Origin of the sequence: Pseudomonas putida (assembly GCF_028682395.1) — a bacterium.
GTDB lineage: Bacteria > Pseudomonadota > Gammaproteobacteria > Pseudomonadales > Pseudomonadaceae > Aquipseudomonas > Aquipseudomonas putida_AB.
Genome location: NZ_JANHLC010000005.1, coordinates 188,944 through 214,769 on the forward strand (window position 1 = coordinate 188,944; position 25,826 = coordinate 214,769).

Sequence of the window (25,826 nt, forward strand, 5' to 3'; positions counted from 1 at the left end):
TCTACGGAAGATGGCTTCCAGTTCACCTTAGATGACGTCGCCATTTCGTGAATTCAAGTTTCAGGCACCAACTTTTTCGGCCAAAACGACGCGTGGGCCAGAGAAACCAAGGCTTCGCGAACCTCCACCGGAGTATTGCAAGGCGTTTCAAATGGCAGCCAGTACAGGCTTTGGCCAATGCGCAGGTGCAGGCCTTCGCTGTCGATCCCGGCTAATTGGGCCTCGACACCGTCCGGCAAGCCTGCCAACTGTACATAGTGGGCAATCGCCTTGGCGTGGTCGCTGTTCATATGCTCGACCATACGCCCCTCGACCGCACCGAAGAACGGGTTGGCCAGGGTGACCTGATCGAGCCAGTGAATGGCGCCAAAACCGCCGATGTAACGATGGCGTACCGGCTCCAGCACCCAGAAGTCGAAATCATGGGCCTGGTGATAGTTCTGCGATTCTGGAAAGTAGCGGTAGTAGCGCTCGGCCGCCGCGGCAATCGCCTCGCTGTCGAGCAGCTTGCTCGCTTCGGCCAGCACCGTCAGGCGCCCCACCGCCTGGACATCGTCGGCGTCGCGCTCCCCCACCAGCAACGAGCACTTAGGGTCCTTGATCAGGTTATGGGTGTGCTGGGCGATCCGGCTGATCAGGATCAACGGCCGACCTTGCTCGTCCAGGCAATAAGGCACCACCGAACCGAACGGGAAACCGGGCATGGCCTTGGAGTGCGTCGAGAGCACGCCCCGGTATTCCTTGAGCAGCAATTCTCGTGCATTCTTGGCCGCTGTTACGCTCAACTTATGACTCCTTATATAGATATCGTCAGAAATCGACGAGCATTCGAATGCCGTTCACTGAGCAGCATTCACGCCACTTCCAGCTTAACGCCGATTGATCGAGGCGTAACCGGAAGCCTTGTAAGGCACCTACTCTGACTTGCCGAGACTTGCCCATGCAACTCAATGACAAAGTAATCATCATCACCGGTGGCTGCCAGGGCCTGGGCCGCGCCATGGCCGAATACCTCGCGACCAAGGGCGCGAAACTGGCGCTGGTCGACCTGAACCCGGAAAAGCTCGACCAGGCCGTTGCCGCCTGCCGCGAGTTGGGGGTCGAGGCCCGCCGTTACCTGTGCAACGTCGCCGACGAAGCGCAGGTGACCCAGATGGTCGCCCAGGTGGCCGACGACTTCGGCGCGATCCACGGCCTGATCAACAACGCGGGGATCCTGCGTGACGGCCTGTTGCTCAAGGTCAAGGACGGCGAAATGACCAAGATGAGCCTGGCCCAATGGCAGGCCGTGATCGACGTCAACCTGACCGGGGTCTTCCTGTGCACCCGTGAAGTCGCGGCCAAGATGGTCGAACTGCAGAACGCAGGGACGATCATCAACATTTCCTCGATCTCACGCGCCGGCAATATCGGCCAGACCAACTACAGCGCAGCCAAGGCCGGCGTCGCCGCCGCCACCGTGACCTGGGCCAAGGAACTGGCTCGTTACGGCATCCGTGTGGCAGGCATCGCGCCGGGCTTTATCGAAACCGAGATGACCCTGGGCATGAAACCCGAAGCCCTGGAGAAAATGACCGCAGGTATTCCACTCAAGCGCATGGGCAAACCCGAAGAAATCGCCCACAGCGCGGCGTACATTTTCGAGAATGACTATTACACCGGGCGGATTCTGGAGCTCGATGGCGGTTTACGGGTCTGATGTTGCAACCTCCTCTGTAGGTGCGAGTGCCTACAGAGGGGCGTTTTCTTACCAGGTCACGCCAAAGCCTGCGGTATAGCGGGTTTTGTTCAGGTCGTTGTTGCCATCAGTGCCGCCAACGATATCTTTCTCGGCCTTGAGGTTGAGCGAGGCCCATTCGGTGACCCGGTAGCGCAGGCCAACCTCGGCATCCAGGCTGTAATCCGCCGCCGAACCCAATGGCCGGCCCACTTCCCCCGTGGTGAAGAACTCCACGGTCTTACCGACCAGATAGCGGTTGTAATCCCACTTCATACCCAGTGAGTAGAAGTTTTCCTTCTTCCCGTCGGAGTATTCGTAGTCTGAACGGTTCAACAGCGAGCCCAGGGAGAACGCCCCCAGTTCGTCATCCCAGAACTGGTAACCCGGGCCGGTACCGACCGTACGCTGGCGGGCCAGGTCTTCGATCCTGTCGCGCTTGTAGGTCAAACGCCCCTGCCAGAACCATTTCTCGCTCATGAATCGGTCGAGGGCGTACTCGGCGCTCCAGTTGTCGGTGGTCACTTCGTCGTTCTGGAATTCGCGGTTGTACTCGCCTTCGGCATGATGGCGCCAGCGACCATGACGGGCGGTGGTCTTGAAGTCGACATCGTAGTCATCGGTGTCTTTTTCGGCCCGTTTGTAGTCCAGCGCCACATCGACATTGCCCTTCCAGATCAGGTCCTCGATCACCGGTTTGGGCTTGATGATCTGCTGGATACTCGCCAACTCGACGGTTTTGGGCTCTTCGCCATTGGCCAGCACCACCTTGCCCGGCTCGGCAGCCCGAAGGGATTTGGCTTTCTCACCGCTGTAGGCATCCTGCTTGACCATCAACTCCTGGTCGCTTTCCAGGGTTTTGACCTGTTTCCAGTCAATGGGAATCGCGCCGGCATAGTCCGTCTGGATCAACAGTTTGCCCCCATCAAAGACCTTGATCTTGCCGCTCAGGCGATCGCCATTCTTCAACCAAACGGTATCGGCGAGCAGGGGGGTGGAAGCACTGATGACAGCAAGGCACAGCAGGGTTCTGGACAACATAAGCAGATTCGGGGCTCGGTTCGCGTAAAAGCAGGCATTATCCTTGGGTGGATCGCCAGTACAAGGCAATGACCGGACGATCGACCTCGAGTTCAATAATCTTTCTTGTTTGGCCAGCCCTGCTTGCCCCACCAGCCTGCCACCGCCCGGAACCCGTACCGTGACTGACGCCGCCCAGGAAACCCCGAGCCAGATCCGCCGTACCACGCTCTACCTGACCCTGGCCCAGGTGCCGGCCGGCTGCGTCGTGAGCTACGGCCAGTTGGCCAGCATGGCCGGACTGGGCCGGGCGGCACGCTGGGTCGGGCGCACCCTGAGCCAACTGCCGGACGACACCCGCCTGCCCTGGCACCGGGTCGTAGCCGCCGGCGGTCGCCTGAGCCTGCCCCTCGGCAGCCCGTCCGGCGACGAACAGCGCGCGCGCCTGCGCGACGAGGGTGTAAGCATCCGTAACAATCGCGTGGATATAGAGCGCCATGGCTGGCGCCCGACAGAGCACAGCGGTTAGAGTGCGCGCTTTGTTTTCGCGAATCTGAGGCAGACTCCAGCCCATGCCCCGTAAAACCTGGCGCGCCGCGCTCGCCGCCTATGCCAGCCCGTCGACCCTAGTGCTGTTGCTGCTCGGTTTTGCCGCCGGCCTGCCGTACATGCTCGTGTTCTCAACGCTGTCCGTCTGGCTGCGTGAAGCCGGTGTCGCTCGCGAAACCATTGGCTACGCGAGCCTGATCGGCCTCGCCTATGCCTTTAAGTGGGTTTGGTCGCCGCTGCTCGACCAATGGCGCCTGCCCGTGCTCGGCAAGCTGGGACGCCGCCGCTCCTGGCTGGTGCTGTCCCAGGTGCTGGTCATTCTGGGCCTGATCGGCATGGGTTTCTGCGATCCGCAGAAACACCTGTCCTGGCTGATCGCGATTGCCGTGGTGGTGGCCTTCGCTTCCGCCACCCAGGACATTGCCGTCGACGCCTACCGCCTGGAAATCGTCGATGACAGCCGCCAGGCCGCCCTGGCTGCCAGCTATATGTCGGGCTATCGGATCGCCGCGCTGCTGGCCACCGCCGGCGCACTGTTCTTTGCCGAGGGTTTCGGCTCCACCGGCTTCAGCTACAAGCATTCGGCTTGGGCCGGCACCTATCTGCTGTTCGGCTTGTTGATGGTCCCGGCACTCTTGACCACCCTGCTGATGCGCGAGCCACCCGTGCCGCTGCGTACGCAACTGTCGGCCGCACGCTATGGGTTCAGTCATCAACTGGTGTCGGTGTTTGTCCTGATCGTACTGCTGGTTTCCGTACCGGCCATGTTCACCCAGCTCTATAACACCGACTTCGCCAGCGTACTGTTTGGCGACTCCAGCCTGCTCGATCTGCTGCTCGACGACCGCGCCTTCCTGCGCGCGATCCTCTATACCACCCTGACCGGCCTGTGCCTGTCCAATATCGGCCGACGCGGCCTGGCGCCGGTGCTGACGCCAATCAATGACTTTATCGTGCGCTATCGCTGGCAAGCCTTGCTGCTGCTCGGGCTGATCGCGACCTACCGGATGTCCGACACGGTCATGGGCGTGATGGCCAACGTCTTCTATATCGACCAGGGCTTCACCAAGGACCAGATCGCCAGTGTCAGCAAGATCTTCGGCCTGATCATGACCCTGGTGGGCGCCGGGATGGGCGGCCTGCTGATCGTACGTTTTGGCATCCTGCCCATCCTGTTTATCGGCGGCGCCGCGTCGGCAGGCACCAACCTGCTGTTCCTGATGCTGGCCGGCATGGGCCCGGACCTGCAAATGCTGATTGTCACCATTTCCCTGGACAACTTCAGCTCGGGCCTGGCTACATCAGCCTTTGTCGCCTACCTGTCGAGCCTGACCAACCTGAAGTTCTCCGCCACCCAGTACGCACTGCTGAGCTCGATCATGCTCCTGCTGCCACGGCTGATCGGCGGTTACTCGGGGGTGATGGTGGAAAAATACGGTTACCACGACTTCTTCCTGATCACCGCCCTGCTGGGCGTACCGACCCTATTGCTGATCGCCCTGCACTGGTATCAACAATCACGCGGCCCCCTCCGTGAACATGCTGGTGCCGCGCCGCGACCGGACGAGGAAACCCCGTAAACGCCAGGGGAGCGAGCCGCCCGCGGCCCTCCCCGCCACACGCCTGTACGCAGCCGGGTCTCACCCGTACAATGCTCCGTCATTTCTAGTCACCAGCAACCGACAACGGCCTACCATGCGCACCAGTCAATATCTGCTCGCCACACAGAAAGAAACGCCTTCCGATGCGGTCGTGATCAGCCATCAGCTGATGCTGCGCGCCGGGATGATCCGCAAGCTCGCTTCCGGCCTCTACACCTGGCTCCCCATGGGGCTGCGCGTGATGCGCAAGGTCGAAGCCATTGTCCGCGAGGAAATGGACGCTGCGGGCGCGCTGGAAGTGCTGATGCCGGGCATCCAGCCGGCAGAGCTGTGGCAGGAATCGGGACGCTGGGAAGAGTACGGCCCGGAGTTGCTGCGCCTGAAGGATCGCCACGGTCGCGAATTCTGCGCCGGCCCGACCCACGAAGAAGTGATCACCGATCTGTGCCGCAACGAGCTGAGCAGCTACAAGCAACTGCCGATCAGCCTGTACCAGATCCAGACCAAATTCCGTGATGAAATCCGTCCGCGCTTCGGCCTGATGCGCGGTCGCGAATTCATCATGAAGGACGCCTACTCCTTCCACACCGACCAGCCATCGCTGCAGATCACCTACGATCGCATGCACCTGGCCTACTGCAATATCTTTACCCGCCTGGGCCTCAAGTTCCGCCCGGTCGAGGCTGACAACGGCTCTATCGGCGGTGCCGGCTCCCACGAGTTCCACGTACTGGCCGAATCCGGCGAAGACGATATCGTCTTCAGCAATGGCTCCGACTACGCGGCGAATATCGAGAAAGCCGAGGCTGTGCCACGGGAAACCTCCCGCGCGGCGCCCACCGAAGAACTGCGCCTGGTCGACACGCCCAATGCCAAGACCATCGCCCAATTGGTCGAAGAGTTCGGCCTGCCGATCGAACGCACCGTCAAGACCCTGGTGGTGCACGCCGAAGAAGCCGGCAAGCTGATCGCGCTGATTATCCGTGGCGACCACGAACTCAACGAAATCAAGGCCGGCAACCAGGCCGGCGTGGCCAGCCCGCTGGTCATGGCATCCGAAGCCGAATTGCGTGCCGCCATCGGTGCCGGCGCCGGCTCCCTCGGCCCGCTGAACCTGCCTCTGCCGATCATCATCGACCGCTCGGTCGAACTAATGAGCGACTTCGGCATCGGCGCCAATATCGACGACAAGCACTACTTTGGCGTCAACTGGGAGCGCGACCTGCCGGTGCCGACCGTGGCCGACCTGCGCAACGTCGTGGCCGGCGACCCAAGCCCGGATGGCCAGGGCACCCTGGAAATCAAGCGCGGCATCGAAGTCGGGCATATCTTCCAGCTGGGCACCAAATACAGCGAAGCGATGAAGTGCCAGGTACTGGGCGAGAACGGCAAGCCAGTCACCCTGAACATGGGCTGCTATGGCATCGGCGTCTCCCGCGTGGTGGCAGCCGCCATCGAGCAGAATAACGACGAGCGCGGCATCATCTGGAGCGACACCCTGGCGCCCTTCCAGGTCGCCCTGGTACCGCTGCGCTATGAAACCGACCTGGTCCGCGAGGCCACCGACAAGCTCTACGCCGAACTGACGGCTGCCGGCTTCGAAGTGCTGCTGGATGACCGCGACAAGAAAACCAGCCCGGGCATCAAGTTTGCGGACATGGAGTTGATCGGTATTCCTCACCGGATCGTGGTCAGCGACCGCGGCCTTGCCGAAGGCAACCTGGAATACAAGAGCCGTACGCAAGCCGAACCACAGGCATTGCCCGTCGCCGATGTCCTGGCGTTCCTGCAGGCCCGTATCAGTCGCTGAAACCAGATAGAGACGTCATGCTCAAGCGAAGTATCTTCAAGCGCGGTACCACCTCCCTCGGTGGCGCCGCCTTGTGCGGCACCCTGCTGATCAGCGGCTGCGCCAACCACATGTCGCAACGTAGCGAACACGAGGAACGCGTCGAGCGCAAATTGCTCGAACACAGCCTGCAGATCGATGCAGGGGAGCCCAAGGTGCTGGAACTCCCCCAGCGCCGAGTGCGGATCCATGAGCAGAAAACCTTCGAAGTCACCGAGTTCGAAGTCACCCGGCGCTACGACCGCTACACCCCCTACCAGGCCTGGCGGGAGATCTACGAGATCCCACTGGGTGCGGTAGCTGTAGTGGCCGGGGTCGGCGCCAATATCGTCAACGTCTTCGCCCTCGGACGCCTGCCGGACAGCGTGACCAAGGACTGGATCAGCTACGGCTTCGCCGGCCTCAACCCGGCCATGAACACCCAGTCCCACGGGCGCGCCCAGCAAAACCTCGCCGCCATCGAGGAAAAGCAGATCGACAAGCGCCTGGAATATTCCAGCCTGCCATGGAGCGAACGACCGGTGCAGGTCAAGGCCGGCAACCAGACCCACGAGCTGAGTACCGACCGTAATGGCGTGCTGCGCCTGAACCTGCTGGACAGCCCGTTTTCTGAGCAGAATCTGGATCACGTCAGGCAGTTGCAGATCATGGTCGAGGATGCTCAGGATGACGTGCATTCGGACTCCTCGCTCTCGATCAGCAGCGCCCTGCGTAGCAAGCTGCTCGAAGCCCACGCGCTGATCTACGACGACCTCGAGGACGATGAAGTCAGCCAGTGGGTGCACCGCGTCAAGCGCCTGTCGGAGCTGGGCCTGGAAGAGGAAGCCAGCGAGCTGGAGCAGAGCCTGATCGAGCTGACCCGCAACGATCCGGAACTGCAACGCGAGTTTCTCAAGTCCCTGACCAAGGATGCCGGCCGCCTGGTCGCCGACCCTGGCGCTCGCTGAAGGCAAGCCTACCCGCTCGCCCGTTCGCGGCGAGCGAGTGCGCTACGGCGCAAACAACTCCAGCTGCTCCACTCCCCCACGCAGATCCACCAGGCGCACGCCGACACCCAACAGGCGCACCGGTTTTGCACCGCGCTTGAAGGCCTGGCTCAACAACTGCTGATAGCTCTCCAAATCCCGCCCGGCCCCAGCCTGCTCCAGAGTGGTCTGGGTAAAGTCGTGGAACTTGACCTTCACGAAGGGTTTACCGGGTCGATAGCTGCTGTCGATCCGCGCCAGGCGGCCGTCCAGACTGCTCAACAGCTCCGGCAGTTTATCCAGGCAACTGTCCAGGTCCGGCAGGTCCGTATCGAAGGTATTTTCAACACTGACCGACTGCCGCCGACTGTCGTTATGCACCGCCCGCTCATCGATCCCCCAGGCGAGCCCCCACAGGCGCTCGCCAAAGCTGCCGAACTCGCGGGCCAGGGCCAGCTTGTTCCAGCCGCGTAAATCCACGCAATGGACAATCCCCAGGCGCCCGAGCTTGTCGGCAGTGACCTTGCCGACACCATGCAGCTTGCTGACCGGCAACACCGCAACAAAGTCCTCGACCTGATCGGGGGTAATCACAAACAGCCCGTTGGGTTTGTTCCAGTCGCTGGCGATCTTGGCCAGGAACTTGTTCGGCGCCACACCGGCCGAAACGGTGATATGCAACTGCCGGGACACACGCCGCCGAATATCCTGGGCGATCCGTGTGGCACTCCCTGCAAAGTGCGGGCTATCGGAAACGTCCAGATAGGCTTCATCCAGCGACAGCGGCTCGATCAGCTCGGTGTAATCGCGAAAGATCGCCTGGATTTCCTTAGACGCCTCTTTATAGGCGTCCATCCGCGGCTTGACGATTTCCAGATCCGGGCACAATTGCATGGCATGGCGCGAAGACATGGCCGAACGCACGCCAAAGGCCCGGGCTTCGTAATTGCAGGTAGCGATTACGCCCCGCCGGTCCGAGGATCCGCCCACCGCCATGGGCTTGCCAGCCAGGCGCGGGTCATCGCGCATCTCAATGGCAGCGTAGAAACAGTCACAGTCGATATGGATGATTTTGCGCTGCGTCATGACCGGCAGGGTTCTATGGAAGGCTAAAGGCGGCTCGGTACGCAGTATCTCACCGGGAACTGTATATAGCACCAGTAGTTTGATTCTTCCTACAGATGAGGTGGGAAAGCCCCTGCTCGAATATATTTTTTCAATTGAAATACCGTACTCAATAGAGAGCAAAGCCCCACCGGTGCTGGCCGCAACGCCTCTCTCGCACCGAGGAAAAGCCCTAACCGATTGAACCAAAAAGGCTTTTCCCTGAATTAAGGTTTGACAGCCCGGCGGGACTCTGTAGAATGCCGACACACAGACGCGGGATGGAGCAGTCTGGTAGCTCGTCGGGCTCATAACCCGAAGGTCGTCGGTTCAAATCCGGCTCCCGCAACCAAACATCAGAAAAGGCTACTCGAAAGAGTGGCCTTTTTTGTGCGTGAGGGTTTTGTCCGCGCCAAGGGTTATTTCAGAGCGATTGCGGATTAAAGGTTGACACTCATTCGTCTGCCTGTAGAATGCGCGCCACACAGACGCGGGATGGAGCAGTCTGGTAGCTCGTCGGGCTCATAACCCGAAGGTCGTCGGTTCAAATCCGGCTCCCGCAACCAAACATCAAGAAAGGCTACTCGAAAGAGTGGCCTTTTTTGTGTCCGATGAAAAAGTTCTGTCTTTCAATGACCTGAATGAAACGTCGACAGCAATTTCACAAATAACACCTTTATCAGCAGCTATGCTTTGTAGCCATGACCGCCCTCCCCCCAATTGCGCGGTGTGGCCGCCTCGGCGAAGCTCGCTCGACAGGCAGGCATTTCAAAATATTTCTGCATAGGGATTGGTAACTTGGCTGGATACCTCCATCCTGTTGCGCACCATCCAAGAGGTGATTGATGCGCACCAACTCGTTCGAACCACAAGACTCCGTCACCGCGATGCACCCCGTAGCACCTCACCGTCTGCGTTTGCTTGAGTGGCTTAGCCAATACCGCCAGCCCGTCGGCATCGGTGTCACGCTACTGCTGTTCGCCATTGCCCTGATCGCCTGTCGCCATCTGCTGATCGAGCTGGACCTCAATGCCCTGCGCGACTCGATTCTGGAGGTGCCCAAGCCGGCACTGTTCGGCGCCCTGGCAGCCACCGCTGTCGGCTTTATCGTGCTACTGGGCTATGAATGGTCCGCCAGCCGCTATGCCGGCGTGACCTTGCCGCCGCGCACCCTGGCCTTTGGCGGGTTTACTGCCTTCGCCATCGGCAATGCCATTGGCCTGTCGCTACTGTCCGGCGGCTCGGTGCGCTATCGCCTGTATGCGCGCCACGGCCTTGGGGCGTCCGACGTTGCCCATATGACGCTGTTTGCCAGCCTGTCCCTGGGCTGCGCCCTGCCGCCACTGGCCGCCCTCGCCACCCTGAGCAATCTGCCGGCCGCTGCCGCCGCCTTGCGCCTGCCCGCGCCTTTGCTGGGTGGCATTGCCGTGGCGATCCTGGCACTCGGCGCCCTGCTGGCCGTTGGCATCTATCGCCGGCGCCTCCCGGAACAGCCCGAACCCGACAACCTGCTGGTTCGGGTCGGGCGTCGCACCCTGCGCCTGCCGGGCCCGCGCCTGACCCTGCTGCAACTGTTTATCACCGCCCTCGACGTCGCCGCCGCCGCCACCGTGCTTTACCTGCTGCTGCCAGAAGCGCCGCCCTTTGGCGCCTTTATCCTGGTCTACCTGCTCGCTCTGGCGGCCGGTGTGCTCAGCCATGTACCGGGTGGTGTCGGGGTGTTCGAGGCGATCCTGCTCGCCGCCTTTGCCAACACCCTGGGCGCAGCGCCCCTGGCAGCGGCCCTGCTGCTCTATCGCCTGATCTATGTGCTGCTGCCGCTGCTGGTAGCCTGCATCATGCTGCTGGTCAACGAAGCCGTACGCCTGCTCCCCAGTCGCCAGACCCTGCGCGTGGCCTCCGGCCTGGCCGCCCCGGTGCTGTCCATCTTAGTGTTTCTCTCCGGGGTGGTCCTGCTCTTCTCCGGCGCGACACCGGAGATCGACACCCGCCTGGAACACATCGGCTTCCTGATTCCCCACCGCCTGATCGACGCCTCGCACTTTGGCGCCAGCCTGATCGGCGTACTCTGCCTGCTGCTCGCCCAGGGCCTGCGTCGGCGCCTGTCAGCCGCCTGGATGCTGACCACCATTCTGCTGCTGGTCGGCGCCCTGCTCTCGCTGCTCAAAGGCTTCGACTGGGAAGAAGCGTCCCTGATGATTCTGACCGCCAGCCTGCTGGCGCTGTTTCGGCGCGCTTTCTATCGCCCCAGCCGCTTGACCGAAGTGCCCTTCTCGCCGCTTTATCTAATGGCCAGCCTCTGCGTCCTGGGCGCCTCGATCTGGCTGCTGCTGTTCGCCTATCAGGATGTGCCCTACAGCCATCAGTTGTGGTGGCAGTTCACCCTTGATGCCGATGCGCCGCGCGGCCTGCGCTCGCTGCTCGGCGCGGCAGTGCTGTTGGTCGTGGTGTCCCTGACCTGGCTGTTGCGCACCGCACGCCCGGTGATCCACCTGCCGACTTCGCAGGAGCTGGATCGGGCAGCCAAGATCCTGATGGCCTCCGACCAGCCCGACGGCGGCCTGGCGCTGACCGGCGACAAGGCCCTGCTGTTCCACCCCAATGACAATGCCTTCCTGATGTATGCACGTCGCGGCCGCAGCCTGGTGGCGCTGTATGACCCAATCGGCCCGCCCCAGCAGCGCGCCGAGCTGATCTGGCAGTTTCGCGACCTCTGCGACCTGCACCACGCGCGCCCGGTGTTCTACCAGGTCCGCGCGGAGAACCTGCCCTACTACATGGATATCGGCCTGACCGCGATCAAGCTCGGCGAGGAAGCCCGCGTGGACTTGCGCCGCTTCGATCTGGAAGCCAAGGGCAAGGAGATGAAGGACCTGCGCTACACCTGGAACCGGGGCGGCCGCGACGGCCTGTCCCTGGAGATCCACGAGCCCGGCCATGCGCCGATGGATGAGCTCAAGGTCATCTCCGACGCCTGGCTGACCGGCAAGAATGTCCGCGAGAAAGGCTTCTCCCTGGGCCGCTTCAGCGAGTCCTATATCCAGCATTTTCGCGTCGCGGTGATCCGCTTCGAAGGGCGCCCGGTAGCCTTTGCCAACCTGCTCGAGACCTACAGCCATGAGTTGGCCAGCCTCGATCTGATGCGCGCCCATCCGGACGCACCCAAGCTGACCATGGAATTCATGATGGTCGGCCTGATCCTCCATTACAAAGAGCATGGCTACGCCCGCTTCAGCCTGGGCATGGTCCCACTCTCGGGGCTGCAACCACGCCGGGGCGCGCCGCTGACCCAGCGCCTGGGCTCGATGGTCTTTCGCCGCGGCGAACAACTCTATAACTTCCAGGGCCTGCGCCGCTTCAAGGACAAGTTCCAGCCGGACTGGGAACCCCGTTACATGGCCGTCCCCGCTGGGCTCGACCCGCTGGTCGCTCTGGCCGATACCGCTGCCCTGATCGCGGGTGGCTTGACTGGATTGGTGAAACGCTGATGATTCGACGCTCCTGGTGGTATGTAGTGGTCATTGTGGTGCTGGTCGCGCTGGCGGCAGGTGGCTATTGGTTCTGGAATCGGCCGGCCCCGGAACCCCGGGTCGACCATCTGCCCCAAGCGGACGGTTCCAGCCTGACGCTGGTAGTGCCTGGCACCCAGGCCCGCGCCCAGGTGATCGTCGCCACGCTGAGCGAGGACGCCTTGAGCGACAAGCAACTGGTAGCCCTGAGCCGTGGCGGTTCGGCCCGCATCGTTCAAGTGATCCTGCCCAAGGACGACTGCGCCCTGCAACAAACCGCCCTGGCCAGCGCCCAGCAGCAATTGCAGGGCCCGGCCACGCTGGTCAGCGGTATTGGCCCGGGGGCATCCCTGGCGTGGAACTGGCTGGCGAACCAGAACAACGACAAGGCCCAGGCCGTGTCGGTGGGTTTTCTGCTGGAACAACCCGGCTGCAAGACCCCAGCCGCGCAAAGTGCTGCCCATGGCCACTGGCTGGTCGCCTGGAACGATTGGCCGGACGACACCAGCGCGGCCTTCGTACGCAACCAGGCCAATGCCGAAACCAGCATCAGCGACTATGACGTCCACCTGCCACAGGTACTGAGCAATGAACTGCGCAAGCTGCTGGTCGGCTCGGAAAACGGCGGCCTGAATATCCCGGTGGTGGAAGTCCCGGCCGGCCAGACCACCGACACCCTGACCCTGTTTCTCTCCGGCGATGGCGGCTGGCGCGACCTGGATCGTGACGTGGCGGGCGAGATGGCGAAGATCGGCTACCCCGTGGTCGGTATCGACACCCTGCGCTACTACTGGCAGCACAAAAGCCCCGAGCAGAGCGCCAGCGACCTGACCGAGCTGATGCAGCACTATCGACAGAAGTGGGGCATCAAGCGCTTCGTTCTGACCGGCTACTCCTTCGGCGCCGATGTCCTGCCCGCCATCTACAACAACCTGCCGGCGACTGAACAGCAGCGGGTCGATGCCGTGATCCTGCTGGCCTTCGCCCGCAGTGGCAGCTTCGAGATCCATGTCGACGGCTGGCTCGGCAAGGCCGGCATGGAAACCGACACGGGCCCGGACATGGCCAAGCTCCCGGCAGCCAAGGTGCTGTGCATCTATGGCGTGGAAGAAGTCGATGAAAGCGGCTGCACCACCAAGACCGCCGTGGGCGAGGCCATGAAGCTGCCAGGCGGGCATCACTTCGACGAGAACTACCCGGCCCTGGCCCAGCGCCTGGTCGAGGCGATCAAGAAACGCCAGGGCAACTGAAGCCCCCCCCTACCCCAAAAACAAAAGCCCCCGCTGCCACAAGGCAACGGGGGGCTTTTACTTAGGGGCCTGGATCCTGCCCACGCTACATCTCGACCTGGGTCCCCAACTCGATCACCCGATTGACCGGCAGTTTGAAGAACCGCAGGTTGCCGTTGGCGTTCTTCAACATAAAGGCGAACAGGGCCTCGCGCCAACGGGCCATGCCCACCAGCTTGGAAGCGATCACCGTCTCGCGACTCAGGAAATAGGTGGTCCGCATCGGGCTGAAATCCAGCTCATCAAGATGGCACAGCTTCAGCGCCTCGGGCACATCCGGCTCGTCGGTAAAGCCAAAGTGCAGGATCACCCGGAAGAAGCCCTCGCCATAGGCGTCCACCTCGAAACGACGCTGGGCCGGCACCCGCGGAATATCCTCGTAGACCACCGTCAACAGCACCACCTGCTCATGCAGCACCTGGTTATGCAGCAGGTTATGCAGCAAGGCATGGGGGACGGCATCCGGGCGCGCGGTCAGGAACACCGCCGTGCCCTGCACTCGGTGAGGCGGCTGTACGCGGATACTGCTGATAAAGATCGGCAGTGGCAGCCCGCCTTCGTCCAGGCGATCGACCAGCAGCTCCTTGCCGCGTTTCCAGGTGGTCATCAGGATAAACAGCACAATCCCCGCCAGCACCGGGAAGGCCCCGCCCTGGACGATCTTCGGCACGTTGGCGGCGAAGAACAGCCCGTCGACCAGGAGAAAGCCGATCAGTACCGGCACGGCCAGCAGCGGTGGCCATTTCCACAGCAGCAACATCACCGCCGAGACCAGGATGCTGGTGATCAGCATGGTTCCCGTTACGGCAACGCCATAGGCCGAAGCCAGGGCCCCGGAAGACTCGAACCCCAGCACCAGCAGGATCACGCCCACCATCAGCGACCAGTTCACCGCCCCGATATAGATCTGCCCCTGCTCCGCACTGGAGGTGTGCTGGATATGCATGCGTGGGATATAGCCCAGTTGGATCGCCTGGCGCGTCAGGGAAAAGGCCCCGGAAATCACGGCCTGCGAGGCAATCACCGTGGCCAGTGTCGCCAGGCCCACCAATGGCAGCAGGGCCCAGCTCGGCGCCAGCAGATAGAAGGGGTTGCGCGCCGCCTCAGGGTTGCCCAGCAACAAGGCGCCCTGGCCAAAGTAGTTGAGCACCAGGGCCGGCAGGACCAGGGCGAACCAGGCCCGGGCAATGGGCTTGCGGCCAAAATGGCCCATGTCGGCGTACAGGGCTTCGGCGCCGGTCAAGGCCAGCACCACCGCGCCCAGGATCGCCACGCCCATGCCCGGATGGACGATAAAGAAGCGCACGGCCCAGACCGGATTGAGTGCATTGAGGACGGCGGGATACTGCACGATGCCATGCACACCCAGGACACCCAGCACCACGAACCACAGGACCATGACCGGGCCGAACAGCTTGCCGATTCGGTCGGTGCCGTGCTTCTGGATCAGGAATAGCCCCACCAGCACGATCAGCGCCAGCGGCACGACCCAGTGCTCCAGCCCGTCGAATGCCAACTCCATGCCTTCCACCGCCGACAGGACCGAGATCGCCGGGGTGATCATACTGTCGCCATAGAACAGCGACGCGCCGATCAGCCCGAGAATCACCAGCACCACCCGCAAGCGCGGATACGGCGCCGCTGCGCGCCGGGCCAGCGCCGTCAGGGCCATGATACCGCCCTCGCCCTGATTGTCGGCTCGTAGGATAAACAACACGTACTTGATCGAAACGACCCACACCAGCGACCAGAAAATCAGCGCCAGAATACCGAAGACACCGTCATGGTTGACCGGCACACCGTAGTTACCCGAAAACACCTCCTTGAGGGTGTACAACGGGCTGGTGCCGATATCGCCATAGACCACTCCCACCGCTGCGACCAACATGCCCAGCGGCTTTGCCGCCGTATGCCCGTCCTGCGCCACGTGACTGCTTGCCTGACCCATCCATTACTCCTACAACCCAGACCGAGGCTTCGTGAAGAAGCACTATGCTTTGCGGTGCAGCAAGCGTTGCTTTTATGGCAAAGGCTGACGATTGATCAGCCCTGTAAAGACGCACTGGCGCAACGCGGCGAAGCATAGCGCAGCACTCGTCGTATTTCCCTGCATAAAGCTGGTCAAGTGCGTTGCCCATCGCTAGAATTGCGCACTTTTTGATCAGAGGCGCGCCAAGCGCCCACTCGTCGTACCCGTGCGGCGGCGTCAACAAACACCGAGGTTAGCCATGTCCACCGTCTCCACGCCTGCCGTCCCCAAGGTCGGTTTTGTCTCCCTGGGTTGCCCCAAGGCCCTGGTCGACTCCGAGCGCATCCTTACCCAACTGCGCATGGAAGGCTATGAAGTCGTGTCCACCTACCAGGACGCCGACGTCGTGGTGGTCAACACCTGTGGCTTTATCGACAGCGCCAAGGCCGAATCCCTGGAAGTGATCGGCGAAGCGATCAAGGAAAACGGCAAGGTGATCGTCACCGGTTGCATGGGCGTGGAAGAAGGCAATATCCGCAACGTTCACCCCAGCGTACTGGCCGTCACCGGCCCACAGCAGTACGAGCAGGTGGTCAACGCCGTCCACGAAGTGGTGCCGCCACGCCAGGACCACAACCCACTGATCGACCTCGTACCGCCCCAGGGCATCAAGCTGACGCCACGCCACTACGCCTACCTGAAGATTTCCGAAGGCTGCAACCACAGCTGCAGCTTCTGCATCATCCCGTCGATGCGCGGCAAGCTGGTCAGCCGGCCGCTCGGTGATGTCCTCGACGAGGCCCAGCGCCTGGTCAAATCCGGCGTCAAGGAACTGCTGGTGATCTCCCAGGACACCAGCGCCTACGGCGTCGATGTCAAATACCGCACTGGCTTCTGGAACGGCGCCCCGGTCAAGACCCGCATGACCGAGTTGTGCGAAGCGCTTTCCAGCCTCGGCGTCTGGGTCCGCCTGCACTATGTCTACCCGTACCCGCACGTGGACGAGCTGATCCCGCTGATGGCGGCCGGCAAGATCCTGCCGTACCTGGACATCCCCTTCCAGCACGCCAGCCCGAAAGTGCTCAAGGCCATGAAACGCCCGGCCTTCGAAGACAAGACCCTGGCCCGGATCAAGAACTGGCGCCAGATCTGCCCGGAACTGATCATCCGCTCGACCTTTATCGTCGGCTTCCCCGGTGAAACCGAAGAAGACTTCCAGTACCTGCTCGACTGGCTGACCGAAGCCCAGCTCGACCGCGTCGGCTGCTTCCAGTACTCCCCAGTGGAAGGCGCGCCGGCCAATGACCTGGACCTGGAAATCGTCCCGGACGAGATCAAGCAGGACCGTTGGGAGCGTTTCATGGCCCACCAGCAGGAAATCAGTGCTGCACGCCTGCAAATGCGCGTTGGCAAGGAAATCGAAGTGCTGATCGACGAAGTCGACGAACAGGGCGCGGTAGGCCGCTGCTTCTTCGACGCGCCGGAAATCGACGGCAACGTGTTTATCGACAGCCCTAAAGACCTCAAGCCCGGCGACAAGGTCTGGTGCCGCGTCACCGACGCCGACGAGTACGACCTCTGGGCTGAAACGATCTAAGTACGGCCCCCATGGGAAAAGCCCTGCCGCACATGCGGCGGGGCTTTTTTTTGCAGCTATGGTTGAGTTCAATAGGCGACTTTTCGCGCCATCACTCAGGAGTACTGCGGCATGGGGCACCATTCGGTTATCCATACACCGAAGCCATCGGACTACGAAGAACTGGTCAATGTCTGGGAGGCGTCGGTACGTGCCACCCATGATTTCCTACCGGACAGCTACATCACCCTGCTGCGAGAGCTGGTGCGAGATCGCTACCTGGACGCGGTCATGCTCATCTGCTGCAAGGACGAGCGCCAGCACATCAGCGGTTTCGCCGGCGTGGCTGCCGGCAAAGTCGAAATGCTCTTTATCCACCCCGACCAGCGTGGTCAGGGGCTGGGCAAGCAGCTACTCGACTATGCGGTCCACCACCTCAATGCCGACGAGCTCGACGTCAACGAGCAGAACCCTCAGGCACTGGGCTTCTATCTCAAGCAGGGCTTTGAAATCATCGGTCGCTCCGAGATCGATGGCATGGGCCAGCCCTACCCGCTGCTGCATATGCGCCTGAAATCCGCAGCCGCCTAGCCGGCTTCGCGCGCAAGCTCGCGTCTATCGGGGGGAACAAGGGTACAATGGCCGCCCCCCTTTGCTACGGCCGTCGTCATGTCTGAACCCATTCGCCTTTCCAAACGCCTTATCGAGCTGGTCGGCTGCTCCCGCCGGGAGGCCGAGCTGTTCATTGAAGGTGGCTGGGTCACGGTGGACGGCGAGGTCGTCGACGAGCCGCAATTCAAGGTCGGCACCCAGAAAGTCGAGCTTGATCCACAAGCCAAGGCCAGCGCACCGGAGCCCGTTACCCTGCTCCTGCACCAGCCGGCCGGCCTGGACGCCGACAGTGCGCTGCAATTGCTCAGCCCCCAGACCCTGGCCGAGGAGCATCGCTACGGCAAACGCCCGCTCAAGGGCCACTTCCTGCGTCTGAGTACAACGGCCGACCTGCAGCCAGGCGCCAGCGGCCTGGTGGTGTTTACCCAGGACTGGAAAATCCTGCGCAAGCTCACCGCCGATGCCAACAAGATCGAACAGGAATACATCGTCGAAGTGTCGGGCGACATGGTCGCCCACGGCTTGAACCGCCTGCAGCACGGCCTGAGCTACAAGGGCAAGGAGCTGCCGCCGGTCAAGGCCAGCTGGCAGAATGAAAACCGCCTGCGCTTTGCCCTGAAAAACCCGCCGCCCGGGGCCATTGCCCTGTTCTGCGAAGCGGTCGGCCTCAAGGTCATCACCATCCGCCGGATCCGGATTGGCGGCGTCTCCATGGGCAAGCTGCCCGTGGGCCAGTGGCGCTATCTGTCCGCCAAGGAAAAATTCTAAGCCGCCCTTTTCCAGCGACGCCCTTGTGCGCCGCTCACCACTGAACAATCAGGATTGCCTCTTATGATTCACAACGACGTATTGCGCAGCGTGCGCTACATGCTCGATATCAGCGACAACAAAGTGGTCGAGATCATCCAGCTCACCGGTTTCGAAATCAGCAAGGCCGATGTCATCGCCTACCTGAAGAAAGATGACGAAGAAGGTTTCGTGCATTGCCCGGACGAAGTCATGGCGCACTTTCTCGACGGCCTGGTGATCTTCAAGCGCGGCAAGGACGAAAGCCGTCCGCCGCAGCCCATCGAGCTGCCCATCACCAACAACATCATCCTGAAAAAACTGCGCGTGGCCTTCGAACTGAAGGAAGACGATATGCATGCCATCCTCAAGGCGGCCGACTTCCCGGTGTCCAAGCCGGAGCTGAGCGCACTGTTTCGCAAGTTCGGCCACACCAACTACCGCCCGTGCGGCGACCAGTTGCTGCGTAATTTCCTCAAGGGTCTGACCCTGCGCGTTCGCGGCTGAGCCAAGGACTCGCCAGCCTGCCCGCTCCTACAGCGTGTGAAGGAGCGGCTTGCTGCGAGGATGTCAGGGTATGACCATGACCTACAGTGTTTCCCCCATCGGCTTCGTGCGCTCCTGCTTCAAGGAGAAATTCGCCATCCCGCGCCAGCCACAGCTGGCCCCGGCAGCACGCGGCACGCTGGAATTGCTGGCGCCCTTCGATCAGGGCGATGCTGTACAGGGCCTTGAGCAGGTCAGCCACGTCTGGCTACTGTTCCTGTTCCACCAGGCCCTTGAAGACAAGCCGCGCCTGAAGGTCCGCCCGCCCCGCCTGGGCGGCAACAAATCGATGGGCGTGTTCGCCACCCGGGCCACCCACAGACCCAATGGCATCGGCCAGTCCGTGGTCAAGCTGGATAAGGTTGAAGCCAACCGATTGTGGATCTCCGGCATCGACCTACTGGATGGCACGCCGATTCTCGATATCAAACCCTATGTGCCCTACGCTGACCGCGTCGATGAGGCCTGCAACGGCATCGCCAGCGCGCCGCCTGAGCTGATTCCAGTCCACTGGACGGACACGGCCCTGATTCAGGCGCAAACGCAGGCCCAGCGCCTACAGGAGCCGTTGGTCGAACTGGTCGAGCAGTGCCTGGCCCAGGATCCGCGTCCGGCGTACCAAATGCCGACGCCCGAACGCGAATATGGCGCACAGTTCTGGGATCTGGACGTGCGCTGGCACTATCCGCAGCCGGGCGTGATCCGGGTGCTGGAAGTGGTCCCCGTTGTAAACCCCGTCGCCTAAGGCCGCACACACGAAAAAGCCCGCGTGACCTTTACAGGCCACGCGGGCTTTTCAATGATGCGGCTCGCTTACTTCTCGACGAAAGCGCGCTCGATCAGGTAGTCACCCGGCTCGCGCATACGCGGCGATACGGTCAGGCCGAAGCTGTTGAGCACTTCGCTGGTCTCGTCGAGCATGCTCGGGCTACCGCACAGCATCGCGCGGTCGTCCTGCGGGTTGATCGGCGGCAAGCCGATATCGCTGAACAATTTGCCGCTGCGCATCAGGTCAGTCAAACGCCCCTGATTCTCGAAAGGCTCGCGCGTCACGGTGGGGTAGTAGATCAGCTTTTCACGCAGGGCCTCGCCGAAGAACTCGTTCTGCGGCAAGTGCTCGGTGATGAACTCGCGGTAGGCCACTTCGTTGGCGTAGCGAACGCCATGGCAAAGGATGACCTTTTCGAAGCGCTCGTAGGTTTCCGGATCCTGGATGATGCTCATAAATGGCGCCAGGCCGGTACCGGTGCTAAGCAGATAGAGGTGCTTGCCCGGCTTGAGATCGTCCAGCACCAGAGTGCCGGTGGGTTTCTTGCTGATGATGATCTCGTCGCCTTCCTTCAGGTGCTGCAACTGGGAAGTCAGCGGGCCATCCGGCACCTTGATGCTGAAAAACTCCAGATGCTCCTCCCAGTTCGGGCTGGCGATCGAGTAGGCACGCATCAGTGGACGCCCATTGGGCTGCTGCAGGCCGATCATCACGAACTGACCGTTCTCGAAGCGCAGGCCCGGATCGCGCGTGCACTTGAAGCTGAACAGCGTGTCGTTCCAGTGGTGCACACTGAGGACGCGCTCGTGATTCATGTTGCTCATTTACTGGGGCTCCTGGAGATTTAGCCGGCGCCGACGATGAGCGCAATTGCGTGGCATTCTAATGGCGGCGACAATATCTGTTAACTGAATTATCAAGATAAGGGTTATCGGTTATATCGATATGCGATTTACTCTCCGTCAACTCCAAGTATTCGTCGCCGTGGCCCAGCAAGAGAGCGTTTCACGCGCTGCCGGGTTGCTGGCTTTGTCGCAATCAGCGGCCAGCACTTCGATCACCGAACTGGAGCGGCAAACCAGCTGCCAATTGTTCGATCGGGCCGGAAAACGCCTGAGCCTCAATGCCCTGGGCAAGCAACTGCTGCCGCAAGCCGTGGCCTTGCTGGACCAGGCCAAGGAAATCGAAGACCTGCTCAACGGCAAGTCCGGGTTCGGCTCACTGGCCGTCGGCGCGACGCTGACCATCGGTAATTACCTGGCCACGCTGCTGATCGGCAGCTTTATGCGGGTCCATCCGGAAAGCCAGGTCAAACTCCATGTGCAAAACACCGCGCATATCGTGCAACAAGTCGCCCATTACGAGATTGACCTGGGTCTAATCGAGGGCGACTGCAGCCACCCGGACATCGAGGTCCAACCCTGGGTCGAAGATGAACTGGTGGTGTTCTGCGCGCCCCAGCACCCATTGGCCAAGCGCGGCCAGGCCAGCATGGAGGAGTTGTGCGCTGAGGGCTGGATACTTCGCGAGCAGGGCTCGGGGACACGACTGACCTTTGACCAGGCCATGCGCCATCACCGCAACGCCCTGAATATCCGTCTTGAGCTGGAACACACGGAAGCCATCAAGCGCGCCGTCGAATCAGGCCTGGGGATCGGCTGCATCTCGCGCCTGGCCCTGCGCGACGCCTTCCGGCGCGGCAGCCTGGTCCCGGTGGAAACACCGGACCTGGACCTGGCGCGCCAGTTCTACTTCATCTGGCACAAACAGAAGTACCAGACTTCGGCCATGCGCGAGTTTCTTGAACTGTGCCGCAGCTTTACCGAAGGGGTTCAGCGCAGTGACGAGATCGTTTTACCCGCCATTGCCTAGCACCCTCAGAGCAGGATGACGGCCCAGACGGCGGTAATCATGCCCAATGCCACGAACTGGGCGGCACTGCCCATATCCTTGGCGTTTTTCGACAAGGGATGCAGGTCAAGGGAAATCCGGTCAATGGCCGCTTCGACTGCGGAATTGAGCAATTCGACAATCAAGGCCAGCAGGCACACCGCGATCAGCAAGGCCCGCTCGACGCGGCTGACGTTCAGCCAGAACGCGATGGGAATCAGGATCACATTGAGCAGTACCAACTGGCGGAAAGCCGCTTCGCCGACAAATGCCGCGCGCAGCCCGGCAAAGGAATAGCCCGAGGCGTTGAGGATACGTCTGAAACCGGTTTGACCCTTGAAAGGCGACATAGAGTGGGCAACTTAGCAAAAAGAAAGGGAGAAGCTAATTCAGCCTCGGTCAAAAAAGCGTGAAGAGGGTTCGTTCAACTGCCTGAAACCGACTCCAACTGCTGGAGCAGCAGCGCCGCCTGGGTGCGGGTGCGCACACCGAGCTTGCGAAAGATGGCGGTGACATGGGCCTTGATCGTCGCTTCCGAGACGTTCAGTTCATAGGCAATCTGCTTGTTCAGCAAACCTTCGCAGACCATGGTCAACACGCGAAACTGCTGGGGCGTCAGGCTGGCAAGGCCTTCACTGGCGGCCTTGGCTTCGGCGGAGACGCTAACCGCTTCAAATGCCTGAGGTGGCCACCAGACATCACCGTCGAGAATACTGCGCACGGCCTGCTGGATGGTTTCCATTGAACTGGATTTGGGGATAAAGCCACTGGCCCCGAATTCACGTGCCCTGACGACCACTGCCGCCTCCTCCTGCGCAGAAACCATCACCACCGGAATCTGCGGGTGTTGCCCGCGGAGCATCACCAACCCGGAGAAACCGTAGGCCCCTGGCATATTCAGGTCGAGCAGGACCAAGTCCCAGTCGGCTTTCTCGGCCAGGCGGCTTTCCAGTTCGGCAATGCTCGCCACTTCGACCAGGCGCACCTCGGAGCCCAACCCCAGGGTGACTGCCTGGTGCAGTGCACTACGAAACAGGGGGTGATCATCGGCAATCAGGATTTCGTATGTGGCCATTTTTCAAATGATCCTGTTTTTTGTGCGAGCACCAATCAATTCGGTTTTCGCCGGCATCTTGAGCAATAGCCTAAAAGGCTATGCGTCAGCAGGCACGTTCAACGCCAAGACCCATGAAAATCAGCGCTTCAAGCGGCAGTCGTGCCCGAATCGGCGCCAAGCATGCCCAGCGAAGCCGGGGTGGTCAAGTTCGATGCTTTACGGCAAAGTTATCGGCTAACTAATAAGAGTGCCATCATGCAAAGACAAGCCCTGCGGGCCGATCTATTGATGCTTGTCACGGCCATGATTTGGGGGACCGGCTTTGTCGCCCAATCCTCCGGCATGGACCATGTCGGGCCCTACCTCTACTCTGGCCTGCGCTTTGCCCTTGGTTCGTTGTGCCTGCTGCCCCTGGTGCTGCGCAGTCAGCGCAACCCCACGGGGGCAGAGCCCTTTCTCAGCCGTGGCCTGCTGCTGGGTGGCGGACTGATGGGGCTGGCCCTGGCGGTCGGCATCAACCTTCAACAAGTCGGCCTGCTGTTCACCACTGTCACCAATGCCGGCTTTATTACCGGGCTCTATGTGATTGTAGTGCCTCTTCTGGGTTTGCTGGTCGGCCACAAGACCGGCATGGGCACCTGGCTGGGCGCCATCCTTGCGGTAGTCGGGATGTTTCTGCTGAGCGTAGGGGAAAATTTCCAGGTTTCTTCTGGCGACTGGCTACAGCTGATCGGCGCATTCGTCTGGGGTGGGCATGTGATTCTGGTCGGACTGTTCGCCAGCCGGCATGACGCCATCCGCCTGGCGTTCCTGCAGTTTGTCACCTGCTCGGTGGTCAGTCTGCTCCTGGCACTCTGCTTCGAACCCATCGAGTTAACGGCGATTATCGCGGCTGGACCGGCGATTCTCTACGGCGGCATCGTGGCCGTCGGCATCGGTTACACCCTGCAGGTCATTGCCCAGAAAGACGCCATTGCCTCCCACGCCGCCATCATTCTGTCGCTGGAAGCGGTGTTTGCCGCCATCGCGGGCGCCTGGCTGCTGGACGAGTCCTTGCATCTGCGTGGCTATTTCGGCTGTGCCCTGATGCTCACCGGGATGTTGGTGGCGCAGCTCTGGCCGAAAAAGCTCGAGCGTGTGCCTGCCAAAGGCTAGAGAAAAGCCTTGAGCCGCGTATGTGGCTCATCGTCGGGGTCAATCGCCAGCAGGAACTTGGCCCCCAGATAGTGCGCGGTAAAGACGTCCAGGTAACTGTTCAGCGCGTCGGCGGCGCGCTGATCCTGGGCCAGCTCCAGGCACAGGGCCGCGACCTCTGCGGTACAAAAATGGTCGTCGCGCTTGGAACGGCGCAGCTTGTAGCGTGACAGTTGCTCAGCCTCCAGGCTCAACACCGGCAAGTGCTCAAGATACGGGCTTTTGCGAAACATCTTCCGCGCTTCGGTCCAGGTCGCATCCAGCAGGATAAACAGCGGGCGCTTGCCCGGCGCCACGTCGACCTCGCTGACCACCCGCTCCTGAGCCACGAACTCGCCGGGAAATACGATATACGGCTGCCACTGCGGATCGGCCAACAGCGCCAGCAATTGCGGATCGACCTCGGTACGCGACCAACTGAACGCACGGGTGTCAGGCACCAGATCGGCAATCAGCCAACCCGTATTGCTTGGCTTCATCGGCTCGACATCGTGCATCAGCAGGCACATTGCCGAGCGTGTTGGCACGCTGGGCCGCCAGGCACACAGGCAATAGGCCGGAATAACCCGGCAACCGGGGCAGCGTTCGGCACGCGAGCCACGGGCAAAGAACGGCTTGGTCGAACGAGCCAGGCGCTGCGCACGCAAACGGGAAACGGCATGGCTCATCGCAGAACGCAGCTCACAAAAGGGATTATCGACACGAAAAACGACTCGATCAGGCAAAAGAGCGGCGCAGTCTACCAGAGACCAGCGTCGGCCCTGCCAGCGCCCGCTCTAGTTCGACCCTCGACGCTCCACTATACTTCGCCGCGACTGAACCCATAGCTGCGTAACGCTGTCGAAGCAGCAGCCACCGAACCAGGAGAGTTTCATGCTGCGCCCAATCGTTGCGACCACCGCCCTGTTGCTGGCCCTGCCCTTCTGCGCGCAGGCCGCCTCGCTCAAAGATCTGGAGCTGAGCAAGATGCTGACCCAGGTTGCCCAACAAAGCAGCGTCGGTACGCCACGCGCCATCAATGAAGATATCCTCGACCAGGGCTACACCGTCGACGGCAAGGAACTGGTCAATCATTTGAGCGTGCAATCGAGCCACGCAGAAAAAATGCGCGCCAACCCCGAAGCGGTGTACTACCAGTTGGGTGCCAGCGTTTGTCGTAACGAAAGCTTTCGCAAACTGATGGCCAAGGGTGCAGTGCTGCGCTACGAGTTCACCGAGTACAAGACCAATCGCCCGGTCGCGACCGAACGCTTCAAGGAGTCCGACTGCCTGGCTCCCAAGGCGCCGGTCAAGAAGAAGTAGTCACCGCCGCGCTGCGCGCCGTTGTTCGTCATCGGCGCGCAATTCTGCGACTAACGCCTGCATATAGCGTGATCGCCGCTCCCCGCCCTCCAGACGGCGCCGACACTCCTCTTCAAGGCTCAGCCGATTGGCCTGTGCCGCCAGTTGCAGGCTGTGATAAAGCTCTGCATCGAGTTCCAGTTTCATCCGCATCGTTTGCACCTCCGTGGCATTGACCTGACGCCGACTCCCTGGACAGCCTCGACTGCGCTGGCGAGAAATCCGCGACGGGTACTCCCTTACTGCTCAGGTATGAGTAAATCAGAGGAGCGGCCATTGCGAAGACCTTCTGACCAGCGGCTTGAAGATGTATCCGACGCTTGCCAGCCATGACTTTCCAGGCCCATGATCGGCCATCGCCGCCGCGTTCTCTGCGGCGCAAAGACCAGGCTTCGAGCGCAGGACCTCGCCTGGTCCGGCAATCATAAAGGGCAACGAACAGGAACGGCGCAACCACGGCTGGAACCCCCGCGGCCAGGGTGC

The 25,826-nt window shown here is 61.5% G+C and carries 25 protein-coding genes and 2 tRNA genes; 18 read left to right on the forward strand and 9 right to left on the reverse strand.

What is annotated here, in order from left to right; all coding sequences use genetic code 11:
- Positions 1-53 precede the first annotated feature (53 nt).
- Entirely contained in the window at positions 54-785 is a 732-nt protein-coding gene (locus NPS46_RS14705; protein ID WP_274108375.1) for a HugZ family protein, read from the reverse strand.
- A gap of 155 nt (positions 786-940) precedes the next feature.
- Here NPS46_RS14705 and NPS46_RS14710 point away from each other — a divergent pair, with 155 nt between their 5' ends.
- A complete protein-coding gene (locus NPS46_RS14710; protein WP_274108377.1) occupies positions 941-1,699 on the forward strand; it encodes an SDR family oxidoreductase in 759 nt (252 codons plus the stop codon).
- A 48-nt stretch (positions 1,700-1,747) separates the two neighbouring features.
- On the opposite strand, the gene NPS46_RS14715 is transcribed toward NPS46_RS14710, so the two are convergent.
- Entirely contained in the window at positions 1,748-2,758 is a 1,011-nt protein-coding gene (locus tag NPS46_RS14715; RefSeq protein ID WP_274108379.1) for a DUF481 domain-containing protein, read from the reverse strand.
- A 136-nt stretch (positions 2,759-2,894) separates the two neighbouring features.
- Here NPS46_RS14715 and NPS46_RS14720 point away from each other — a divergent pair, with 136 nt between their 5' ends.
- The 4 genes from NPS46_RS14720 to NPS46_RS14735 all read left to right on the forward strand — a co-directional run bounded on the left by NPS46_RS14720 (position 2,895) and on the right by NPS46_RS14735 (position 7,683).
- Positions 2,895-3,266, forward strand: a complete 372-nt coding sequence (locus NPS46_RS14720) for an MGMT family protein (protein ID WP_425312745.1) — start codon at positions 2,895-2,897, stop codon at positions 3,264-3,266.
- 43 nt (positions 3,267-3,309) lie between these two features.
- Complete coding sequence (locus tag NPS46_RS14725; RefSeq protein WP_274108383.1) at positions 3,310-4,866, forward strand: AmpG family muropeptide MFS transporter; 1,557 nt, start codon at positions 3,310-3,312, stop codon at positions 4,864-4,866.
- A gap of 115 nt (positions 4,867-4,981) precedes the next feature.
- Entirely contained in the window at positions 4,982-6,697 is a 1,716-nt protein-coding gene (locus tag NPS46_RS14730; RefSeq protein WP_274108385.1) for a proline--tRNA ligase, read from the forward strand.
- Positions 6,698-6,729: 32 nt separating this feature from the next.
- A complete protein-coding gene (locus NPS46_RS14735) occupies positions 6,730-7,683 on the forward strand; it encodes a hypothetical protein (RefSeq protein WP_274108543.1) in 954 nt (317 codons plus the stop codon).
- Between the two features lie 42 nt (positions 7,684-7,725).
- Here the strand turns inward: NPS46_RS14735 and dinB are convergent, their stop codons facing one another.
- Positions 7,726-8,787, reverse strand: coding sequence for a DNA polymerase IV (gene dinB / locus NPS46_RS14740; protein ID WP_274108387.1), 1,062 nt, complete (start codon positions 8,785-8,787; stop codon positions 7,726-7,728).
- A 293-nt stretch (positions 8,788-9,080) separates the two neighbouring features.
- On the opposite strand from dinB, the gene NPS46_RS14745 reads away from it, so the two are divergent.
- The 4 genes from NPS46_RS14745 to NPS46_RS14760 all read left to right on the forward strand — a co-directional run bounded on the left by NPS46_RS14745 (position 9,081) and on the right by NPS46_RS14760 (position 13,564).
- Positions 9,081-9,157 (forward strand) — tRNA-Met (locus NPS46_RS14745).
- A gap of 137 nt (positions 9,158-9,294) precedes the next feature.
- Positions 9,295-9,371, forward strand: a tRNA-Met gene (locus tag NPS46_RS14750).
- A 279-nt stretch (positions 9,372-9,650) separates the two neighbouring features.
- Positions 9,651-12,293 carry a bifunctional lysylphosphatidylglycerol flippase/synthetase MprF gene (gene mprF, locus NPS46_RS14755; RefSeq protein ID WP_274108390.1) on the forward strand — a complete coding sequence of 881 codons (2,643 nt, stop codon included), beginning with the start codon at positions 9,651-9,653 and terminating at the stop codon, positions 12,291-12,293.
- Positions 12,293-13,564: a virulence factor family protein gene (locus tag NPS46_RS14760; protein WP_274108392.1), complete on the forward strand. Its 1,272-nt coding sequence runs from the start codon at positions 12,293-12,295 to the stop codon at positions 13,562-13,564. The genes mprF and NPS46_RS14760 overlap by 1 nt, the downstream gene beginning before the upstream one ends.
- Before the next feature lie 85 nt (positions 13,565-13,649).
- Here NPS46_RS14760 and NPS46_RS14765 read toward each other — a convergent pair whose 3' ends face one another.
- Complete coding sequence (locus tag NPS46_RS14765) at positions 13,650-15,491, reverse strand: potassium transporter Kup (protein ID WP_425312746.1); 1,842 nt, start codon at positions 15,489-15,491, stop codon at positions 13,650-13,652.
- A 340-nt stretch (positions 15,492-15,831) separates the two neighbouring features.
- On the opposite strand from NPS46_RS14765, the gene rimO reads away from it, so the two are divergent.
- From rimO to tsaA, 5 genes are all read left to right on the forward strand, one after another.
- On the forward strand, positions 15,832-17,169 hold the full coding sequence (rimO, locus tag NPS46_RS14770) for a 30S ribosomal protein S12 methylthiotransferase RimO (protein WP_274108396.1): 1,338 nt from the start codon (positions 15,832-15,834) through the stop codon (positions 17,167-17,169).
- A 111-nt stretch (positions 17,170-17,280) separates the two neighbouring features.
- Positions 17,281-17,739: a GNAT family N-acetyltransferase gene (locus tag NPS46_RS14775; protein WP_274108398.1), complete on the forward strand. Its 459-nt coding sequence runs from the start codon at positions 17,281-17,283 to the stop codon at positions 17,737-17,739.
- Between the two features lie 78 nt (positions 17,740-17,817).
- On the forward strand, positions 17,818-18,528 hold the full coding sequence (locus NPS46_RS14780) for an rRNA pseudouridine synthase (RefSeq protein WP_274108400.1): 711 nt from the start codon (positions 17,818-17,820) through the stop codon (positions 18,526-18,528).
- Between the two features lie 63 nt (positions 18,529-18,591).
- Positions 18,592-19,053 (forward strand): DUF1456 family protein, encoded by a 462-nt coding sequence (locus NPS46_RS14785; RefSeq protein ID WP_274108402.1) that lies wholly within the window; start codon positions 18,592-18,594, stop codon positions 19,051-19,053.
- 76 nt (positions 19,054-19,129) lie between these two features.
- Positions 19,130-19,837, forward strand: coding sequence for a tRNA (N6-threonylcarbamoyladenosine(37)-N6)-methyltransferase TrmO (gene tsaA / locus NPS46_RS14790; RefSeq protein ID WP_274108545.1), 708 nt, complete (start codon positions 19,130-19,132; stop codon positions 19,835-19,837).
- 68 nt (positions 19,838-19,905) lie between these two features.
- Here the strand turns inward: tsaA and fpr are convergent, their stop codons facing one another.
- Positions 19,906-20,685, reverse strand: coding sequence for a ferredoxin-NADP reductase (fpr, locus tag NPS46_RS14795; RefSeq protein ID WP_274108404.1), 780 nt, complete (start codon positions 20,683-20,685; stop codon positions 19,906-19,908).
- Between the two features lie 121 nt (positions 20,686-20,806).
- Here fpr and NPS46_RS14800 point away from each other — a divergent pair, with 121 nt between their 5' ends.
- Positions 20,807-21,733 carry a LysR family transcriptional regulator gene (locus NPS46_RS14800; RefSeq protein ID WP_274108406.1) on the forward strand — a complete coding sequence of 309 codons (927 nt, stop codon included), beginning with the start codon at positions 20,807-20,809 and terminating at the stop codon, positions 21,731-21,733.
- A 5-nt stretch (positions 21,734-21,738) separates the two neighbouring features.
- Here NPS46_RS14800 and NPS46_RS14805 read toward each other — a convergent pair whose 3' ends face one another.
- Entirely contained in the window at positions 21,739-22,101 is a 363-nt protein-coding gene (locus NPS46_RS14805; protein ID WP_274108408.1) for a diacylglycerol kinase, read from the reverse strand.
- A gap of 74 nt (positions 22,102-22,175) precedes the next feature.
- Positions 22,176-22,826: a response regulator transcription factor ErdR gene (gene erdR / locus NPS46_RS14810; RefSeq protein ID WP_274108410.1), complete on the reverse strand. Its 651-nt coding sequence runs from the start codon at positions 22,824-22,826 to the stop codon at positions 22,176-22,178.
- On the opposite strand from erdR, the gene NPS46_RS14815 reads away from it, so the two are divergent.
- Positions 22,819-23,046, forward strand: a complete 228-nt coding sequence (locus tag NPS46_RS14815) for a hypothetical protein (protein ID WP_274108411.1) — start codon at positions 22,819-22,821, stop codon at positions 23,044-23,046. The genes erdR and NPS46_RS14815 overlap by 8 nt on opposite strands.
- Positions 23,047-23,063: 17 nt before the next feature.
- Positions 23,064-23,963, forward strand: a complete 900-nt coding sequence (locus NPS46_RS14820) for a DMT family transporter (RefSeq protein WP_274108412.1) — start codon at positions 23,064-23,066, stop codon at positions 23,961-23,963.
- On the opposite strand, the gene NPS46_RS14825 is transcribed toward NPS46_RS14820, so the two are convergent.
- Positions 23,960-24,670 (reverse strand): tRNA-uridine aminocarboxypropyltransferase, encoded by a 711-nt coding sequence (locus NPS46_RS14825; protein WP_274108413.1) that lies wholly within the window; start codon positions 24,668-24,670, stop codon positions 23,960-23,962. The genes NPS46_RS14820 and NPS46_RS14825 overlap by 4 nt on opposite strands.
- 205 nt (positions 24,671-24,875) lie before the next feature.
- On the opposite strand from NPS46_RS14825, the gene NPS46_RS14830 reads away from it, so the two are divergent.
- Positions 24,876-25,304, forward strand: coding sequence for a quorum-sensing-regulated virulence factor family protein (locus NPS46_RS14830; protein ID WP_274108414.1), 429 nt, complete (start codon positions 24,876-24,878; stop codon positions 25,302-25,304).
- Here the strand turns inward: NPS46_RS14830 and NPS46_RS14835 are convergent, their stop codons facing one another.
- Positions 25,305-25,496 (reverse strand): hypothetical protein, encoded by a 192-nt coding sequence (locus NPS46_RS14835; protein ID WP_274108415.1) that lies wholly within the window; start codon positions 25,494-25,496, stop codon positions 25,305-25,307. It lies immediately after the preceding gene.
- Positions 25,497-25,826 lie beyond the last annotated feature (330 nt).